This window comes from Colwellia sp. MB02u-10 (assembly GCF_014077185.1).
Lineage (GTDB): Bacteria > Pseudomonadota > Gammaproteobacteria > Enterobacterales > Alteromonadaceae > Cognaticolwellia.
This window is the reverse complement of the sequence record NZ_JACGVK010000081.1, coordinates 1-7,364: the sequence shown is the minus strand read 5'-3', so window position 1 is coordinate 7,364 and position 7,364 is coordinate 1. Positions and strand designations below refer to the sequence as shown.

The 7,364-nt window shown below is 39.6% G+C and carries 4 protein-coding genes and 1 pseudogene; 2 read left to right on the top strand and 3 right to left on the bottom strand.

Going from position 1 to position 7,364, the window contains the following annotated elements; translation table 11 throughout:
- Window positions 1-232 precede the first annotated feature (232 nt).
- Entirely contained in the window at window positions 233-949 is a 717-nt protein-coding gene (locus tag H4J59_RS03925; protein ID WP_182236989.1) for an SIMPL domain-containing protein, read from the top strand.
- Window positions 950-1,183: 234 nt separating this feature from the next.
- On the opposite strand, the gene H4J59_RS03920 is transcribed toward H4J59_RS03925, so the two are convergent.
- Both H4J59_RS03920 and H4J59_RS03915 read right to left on the bottom strand, forming a co-directional pair.
- Complete coding sequence (locus H4J59_RS03920; protein ID WP_182236988.1) at window positions 1,184-2,152, bottom strand: alpha/beta hydrolase; 969 nt, start codon at window positions 2,150-2,152, stop codon at window positions 1,184-1,186.
- A 1-nt stretch (window position 2,153) separates the two neighbouring features.
- Window positions 2,154-3,338 carry an MFS transporter gene (locus H4J59_RS03915; protein ID WP_182236987.1) on the bottom strand — a complete coding sequence of 395 codons (1,185 nt, stop codon included), beginning with the start codon at window positions 3,336-3,338 and terminating at the stop codon, window positions 2,154-2,156.
- A 157-nt stretch (window positions 3,339-3,495) separates the two neighbouring features.
- Here H4J59_RS03915 and H4J59_RS03910 point away from each other — a divergent pair, with 157 nt between their 5' ends.
- On the top strand, window positions 3,496-6,996 hold the full coding sequence (locus H4J59_RS03910; RefSeq protein ID WP_404852000.1) for a PAS-domain containing protein: 3,501 nt from the start codon (window positions 3,496-3,498) through the stop codon (window positions 6,994-6,996).
- Window positions 6,997-7,177: 181 nt separating this feature from the next.
- Here the strand turns inward: H4J59_RS03910 and H4J59_RS03905 are convergent.
- Window positions 7,178-7,364, bottom strand: a pseudogene (locus tag H4J59_RS03905) (IS4 family transposase); the annotation flags it as partial.

Sequence of the window (7,364 nt, the reverse complement as noted above, 5' to 3'; positions counted from 1 at the left end):
AATTTTTAATTTTTAATTTTTAATTATAGATTATTCATTTGTCATGATGAAATCAAAAATTCTTTTGTTCTGCTAATGTTCTGCTAATGTTCAGCTAAAGTTCATTTATATTGTTATAAAATAGTGTGTGGTTACAAGAAACTACCGATAATTTAGAAACTAAATTTAGAAACTTAGTCACCGAACTTGTGTTTACTGTGCAAGTATAAATGGCTTTTTAATAGGATATGTTATGAAATTATTTATTTGTGTTGTGCTGTGTATCTTTTCTAGTTTAGCTTTGTCGAATACCAGTTTACCCAGTAACCGGCATATTAGCGTGACGGGCAGTGCACAAATGCTGGCGATGCCAGATATTGCGGTGGTATATCTAAATGTTGAAAGTGAACAAAAAAGCAGTTTAGCGGCCAAAAAAGAAGTTGATGAACGGGTAAACAATTTACTGAACGGATTACCTGACTTTGACGTTGATGAAAAAAATGTCTCGGCGTCAAATATTTCAACCGAAGTGCGTTACGCTTATAATCGTGATGAGCGAGATAAAATTGAAGGTTATCTTGCCCGGCGAACCTTAACAGTGACATTAAAAAATATAGAGAAGTTGAATGCCTTTATGGACTTTGCTTTAAGGGTGAAAATTAATGCTATTCGCAATATCGAATTAAAATCTTCCAACGAAAAGCAACTACAGCAAGAAGTTAATGTGCTTGCGGTTGAACATGCGAAAAGCAGAGGCCAATCACTGGCAAAGGCCTTTGGCGTAAATTTAGGGGCAATTTACAGTATCAATGCGAACTCAACTCAAATTCATCAGCGGTATGGCGCCAATAATGAAGGTTATAAAACCAGTGTTCGTATGGCTAATAGCTCGGCAAAACCTGGGCGTTACTTACAAGAGAGTATGGTTTTTTCAGCGTCAATTAGTGTGGTATTTGATCTTGAGCTATAAAGCGTTTTTTGTTGATGTTAAATGCTTATTGATGGAGTAAATAGCGACTGACAACAATCTAGCACGAAGCGCTACTGTCCCTTTTTTGTTGGTGGCTTTTTGTCGTTGGTTTTTCAGTCAATCGGATTATATTAAGTATTTTATTCATTCAGCTAACTTCACCACATGGAACTGACCAATAAGAGAATTATGCCATGAAACCTATGGCTTTATTCAAGGCATAGGTAGGTGTAATTACTTATTAATAAACTGTTTAATCAGCAAGTAAGTTTGCTGGTATTGCTCTGGTATCAGTTTTGACAGCAACATATAGGCGTGGATCAGTTCATCAAATTGATAATGTTCAACACTTACGCCAGCTTTTTTAGCTTTATCAGCATATAAAATGCCTTCATCTCGCAAGGGATCACAACCTGCGGTTATGACTAATGTTTTGGGCATTCGGCGATCAAACACGCCAAGTAAAGGCGATGCCTTGGTTATCAGTGTCTTTGTTTGCTTAGTTATTTCTTCGCCAATATTTTGATTTTTAAGATTGAAATATTGCGCAAAGTACCAATACATTTTATCTGCCTCTAGCAGAAAACCATGGCCATTTTCGGTAATTGACGGGCAACTCATGGTGTAATCTACACTGGGATAGATCAATATCTGTTTATCAATCTTGATATTAGGCTGGTCAATGTTGTTCATCACTAAACTGGTGCAAATTGCGCCACCGGCACTATCGCCAGCAATATAGAGTTGGTCGCTATGGCGGTGATCTTTTAGTAGCGCGGGGTAATTTTCTAACAAATATTGACAGTCGTTTAAACCACAAGGGTAAGGGTGCTCTGGTGCTAAGCGATAATCAATGCAAATAACAATGGCATTGGTGGCAATAGCCAGTTCACGACTAATGGGGTCATATAAATTAATGCTACCGCACATATGGCCGCCGCCATGAAAGTGCAGTAAAACCGGTAGTGCTTTTTTTGGGTTTGGATGATAGATGCGCGCGGCAATACTATGCTCATTTATCGTCATGACTTTGTCTTCTATCAGCGCCAGTTCAGGACCTGGTATCATATAGGCGGATAAATTCTCCAAATTTTGCCTAATAACGGCTGGCTCAAATGCTGCGCCACTTGCTTTAGCTTGCTCAATAGCGATATTAACTTGCTCAAGTAACGGCATTAAATTTTTCGATACATTTCCTCGCATATTAACTTCCTTGTTGTTGTATTTTAGTTTTATGGCCGGTTTCAGGTAAAAAGTAACTACCTATAAATAAGGTTGAACTCAGTACTGTGATTAAAATAAACGATCCGGTGTAATCACCTTGATTAATATCGACCAAGCGCCCGAATACCCAGAGAATTATCGTCGATATTATGTAACTAATTGAGTAAAACATACTAAAGATAATGGTGATACGAGCGGAAGTCATTTTTGGCAGCTCATGTGGAATTGAAACGAGTGCGGTGACGGGTAAAAATATAAAAAAACCTAACACCATAGCAGCAAAGGTTTGCAGCCAATATAAATCACTAAAGGAAAATACGGCGGTGCTAATAATAACTACTAAGCCCGACCAACGTATAACCGGCAAGCGTAAGGGCACTTTTTTACTATAAATAATGCCAAAGATAGTACCGACAATACCAAAGCCAATCACCCATTTACTTTGCACAATACCGGCCTTGGGATAAAAGGTAAACAAACAAATATAAAACGCTAAAATGCCTGAATAAGCTAAACCGTATAACCAATTAAAACGGTCTGTTAAGCCTTGGCGGTAAGTGTAATTTTCTGGTAAGGCATTTTGATCTCTGCTTGCTCTTGATGGTTGCTCAAATTTAACCAACAGCCAAAGTAGGGCAACCGCCAAGCTAAGCACAGAAAATAGCGTTAAACTATTTTGCCAACTACCGGTAAGCTGATTAATACTCTGCATTTGCCACAAAATTATGGCCGTACCCATATTAAAAGCCACGGCGTTAATGCCATTAATGGTTGAGCGTTCTTCTGCTTTGAAAAACTGTAATACGATAGGATTAAAATACACCACCATAAAAGCGCCACCTAGCCCCATTAAAAATCGACTGAGTAACAGCCATTCATAATTTGGTGCATAAGGGGTTAATAAGCCGATGGTGATTAATAAACTGGCCACAAAAAAAGCATATTTAATACCAAGTTTAATCGCTATCCAAGCCGCAATGAAAGTACCAACAATTTTAGCTAACGTGACTGCACCACTAATAAAACTTGCTGACGCTAAGCTATGCACGTCAAGTGTAAGCATAATGCTTTGCATGCTAGCGGTGCCACCGACCCAAGCCATGGCAAATAATACATAACTAAAGAAAACAATAGCTTCTACTAAATATTTGTTAGTGATTTTCATCTATAATAACTTTCAAATTGATTAATAATGAAGGGTTAGATTACCCTAGGATGTTAGGGAAATAAGTACTACCTTAGTGCACTAACATCAACAAACGAGCATGATATGCTAGATGAGATAAGTGGTTATGCGAGTATACAATTGTTAAAACAAAGGAATGAATTTGCTAGCTTGGTTATCTATTGATACGTGGTTGATCACCGCTCTTTCTATTGGCTACTTGTGCCTATTGTTTTTAGTTGCTCATAAAGGCCAAAATCAATCACCTGAACAATGGCGCTGTAAGCCGTGGGTATATAGCTTATCTTTAGCGGTTAGCTGCACCTCATGGGCTTTTTACGGCACAGTGGGTCAAGCCGCAACCACTGGCGCTTGGCTTGCACCGATTTATATTGGCTCCATGCTTTGTCTGGTATTAGCTTGGCCAATGTTGCTGAAAATGTTAAACATTATTAAGCGACAAAACCTGACCTCAATTGCCGACTTTATTGCCTTTCGTTATGACCGTTCGCCTAAAATTGCGATTAGTGTTGCGCTAATCGCTTTAGTTGGCACCATACCTTATATAGCCTTGCAATTACGCGCTATTAGCACCAGCTTTGATTTACTCACCGGCACTTTTCAATCAGGTATAAGTACCGCTTTTGTCGTTACCCTCGTATTAATTGTATTCAGTATCTTATTTGGCACTCGGCAAATTGCTGCCAGTAAGCAAAATCAAGGTTTAGTTTTAGCCATTGCCTTTAGCTCATTGGTGAAATTATTAGCATTAACTGCCGTGGGTATTTTCGCGACGTTTTTTGTTTTTGACGGTTTTGCCGACTTAGCTGCCCAGCAACAAAGTCAGGGCTTATTTACTAACGGTAATTCGGTTTATCTTGCGGTGACTCAGGCGATATTGGGCGCAATAACCATTTTTGTTTTACCACAGCAATTTCATATGATGATGATAGAAAACCATCATCCACAAGAGCTAAAAACGGCCCGTTGGTTGTTTCCACTGTATTTTATTTTAATTAATATTTTTGTTTTACCCATAGCCATTGCAGGCTTAATTACCTTTCCTGGCGGCAGTGTTGATGCCGACACTTATGTGCTTACCTTGCCGATGTTTTTTCAGCAAGCTTGGTTAGGTATTGTGGTTTATATTGGTGGTTTAGCGGCGGCAACTAGTATGGTGATTGTTTCTGCTATTGTGCTTAGCACCATGATTTCAACCGAAGTTATAACGCCAATAACCTTAAAATTTAACTATTTCAGTAAGGAAGGTGCACCGCAATTTTCTAGCTTGTTGTTAAAGCAGCGCCGACTGACCATTATCGCCATATTGTTATTTGCCTTTGCCTTTGAACGCAGTATTAATCAGCAAAGTCATTTAGCCAGTATTGGCTTACTCTCCTTTGTGTTGTTATCGCAGTTTGCGCCGGCGATTATCGGCGCTTTGTATTGGCGCAAAGCGAATGCTAAAGGCGCATTAACCGGCTTAATTATTGGTAGTTTGATGTGGTTTTTCACCTTACTTTTACCCATCATAGCTCCTAATTTAGTGTGGGTACAAGATGGCGTTTTTGGCCTTGCTTGGTTAAAGCCGACTGCGCTGTTTGGCGTCAATTTTTTAGATTTAACCAGTCATGGCGTATTCTATAGCTTAATGAGTAATATCGTTTGCTTTGTCGGTGTTTCATTATTGACCCAACGCAGTGTAGGTGAAAAATTACAAGCAGACATTTTCATTAGTAAAGGTCAACCGCAGGTTGAGAGTAAGTTAAGTACAGAAGATCTTTACAGTTTATTAATGCGCTTTATCGATAAAAACGCCGCTGATACCTTTATGTTGGTCGCAAAGGCTAATCAAGCCAATCAACTATCCTCTGACGTTGAGCCCGTAAATCTGGTTGAATATACCCGTGTGCAACTTTCTGGTGTATTGGGCTCAGCCTCAACACGTATGGTAATGAAAGCGGTATCAAGGTCAGCACAAATGCCCTTTGAAGATGTGGTGAGTATTGTGGATGAAGCAAATCAACTGTTTCGTTTTAACCGCGAGTTATTGCAGTCGGGTGTTGAAAATATTGAACAAGGCATTAGTGTGGTTGATGCGGATATGAGATTAGTGGCGTGGAATCAGCGTTATATTCAATTACTTGATTATCCGGAAGGTTTTGTTCAAGCAGGCTTGTCGATTGAAACCTTGTTAAACTTTAATATTGCGCGAGGCATTATTGTTGGTGGTGCTAATAATGAGCAGATGATCACCAAACGTATCGCGCATATGAAAAGCGGTGATAGCCATCATTTTCAACGAAAAATGCCTAATGGCATGGTATTAGAAATTCGTGGACAGTCGATGCCTGCTGGCGGATTTGTTAGTACATTTTCAGATATTACTGCCCATATAGAAGCTGAAAAGTCCTTACAGAAAGCCAATGAAAATCTTGAAAAACGTGTGGCAAGCCGAACCCAAGAATTACAAAACGCCAAAGCCGAAGCTGAAGCGGCCAACAGCAGTAAAAGTCGATTTTTAGCGGCAGCAAGTCACGACCTTATGCAGCCTTTTAATGCCTTATCTTTATTTACCTCGATGTTAAAAAACAAAGTACAAGGTGAGGAACTCACCGCACTTGCTCAGCATATTGATGATTCATTGAACGTGGTCGAAGCCTTGTTATCAGACTTAATTGAAATTTCTCGCTTAGATAATAGCTCTGAAAAAATAGCAAAAAGTCAATTCGCCCTTGATGATTTATTACAGCCACTTAAAAATGAATTTTCGGCCTTATCTGCGCAAGCCGGCATACGTTTCTCTTATCAAGTTAGCCAATGTGTTGTGCATTCTGACAAACGCATGCTAAGGCGAATAGTACAAAATTTTCTATCGAACGCCGTACATTATTGCCATGATAAGCAGGGAGAAAAAGCGGGGGTTCAAAATCGGGTTTTATTAGGGATACGACGCAGCAAAAATATGATAAGGCTTGAGGTTTGGGATAACGGCCCAGGGATCGCGTTAGCACAGCAAAAAGCCATCTTTCGTGAATTTGAACGTTTAACGCAAAACCGTGAAATACCAGGGTTAGGCTTAGGCTTGGCGATATCAGAGCGCATAGCAAAATTGCTCGGTTTGTCAATTTCCGTTAAATCTCAACTCGGTAAAGGTACGTGTTTTAGTATTGAAATACCGCGCGTCAGTGCTAGTGAGGCCGCCATCGTTAATGCAAAAACGCACCATAAAGGTAAGTTAAATAAAAGTTTGGAGGCTATAGCCAAAAGAGCACTCGAAAAATCCTTTAATAACATGGTGGTATTGTTGATCGATAATGACCAACTGATGCTAACCGCAATGGCCTCACAGCTCAGTGATTGGGGTTGCTGTGTGTTAACTGCCTATGATCAACCGTCATGCCAGCAAACATTAGCCAATGGCGAGATTATCCCAAATATTATTATTGCTGACTATCACCTTGAACATGGCAATAATGGCGTTGATTTAGTGCGAGCTATGTTGCGAGTACAACAATGGCAACTACCAGTGATAATTTGTTCTGCGGATCCATCAGAAAGCGTTCGACAACATACCAGTGATGCTGAGTTTTTGTTTTTACGCAAACCCGTTAAGTCATTAGCATTAAAGCGCATGATGCGGCAATTACTGGTATAACCTGAGTTGCTTTTTTTATTATGTGCTTATTCTGTGCTGCGACTAAGCAAGCTTTCTACATAATATTTTCATAGCCTTTGTGCTATTTAAGATAGTCACTATGTAGATTTTATCGCCGAGATAATCTTAAGCACAGAGATAAAATTGACGAGTAAAAAGTCTGCTATTGCCTTAATGCCGTTCACTTAAGGTGAACGGCATTTTTATTTCTAGCATATCGCTGTGGCCTAGGCTTCACTTGCTGAGGAAACGTTCTCTCTCGCCGAGGCGGTAAAATAAGACTTTCAGCCATATTGTAAAAATTCTTCAACTGCCGTGGAATTGCACCCGGTGTGGAATAGGGTAAGCCTACAAGTAAGCGCATAATA